The following is a 382-nucleotide window of genomic DNA, read 5'->3' as shown; positions in this document are numbered from 1 at the left end:
GCTTGCGCGGCTGCTGTTCATCAAGGGCCAGGGGAAGCGTTGCCTTGTCTTCTGGTTGGATCATCTTTTTACCTCGTTTTAGGCGGCTTTCGTCCCGCTATACCAGCGACGAGCGGCCTCAGTTAGTTGCCGATATCCTCCAAATAACACGTTGAGCAGCAAAGTGACCATCACAATAAAGATGTAGGCAATTTCAATCATTTTGGCGATGTCTTTTGCCGCAGCAGAGATTGGCACTGGTTTCACTTCGCTTTGCTTGCAGACCGTCGGGATTGGGGCCTTGCTTGTGTCTGCATCCGCAGGATTCACGCACGACATGACATTCACATAACCCTCTGGTGCGGCAGGGTAGTGCGCCGAATCGGCCACATACTGATAAAAC

Annotated in this window: 1 protein-coding gene; it reads right to left on the bottom strand. The window is 51.8% G+C overall.

What is annotated here, in order from left to right; all coding sequences use genetic code 11:
* Nucleotides 1-78: 78 nt before the first annotated feature.
* The coding region (locus WM40_RS27450) for a hypothetical protein (RefSeq protein ID WP_046154716.1) at nt 79-382 on the bottom strand (304 nt) is incomplete at its 5' end.

Source organism: Robbsia andropogonis (assembly GCF_000970345.1).
GTDB lineage: Bacteria > Pseudomonadota > Gammaproteobacteria > Burkholderiales > Burkholderiaceae > Robbsia > Robbsia andropogonis.
Note: the sequence above shows the minus strand (reverse complement) of the source record. Positions and strands in the feature narration are given on the sequence as shown.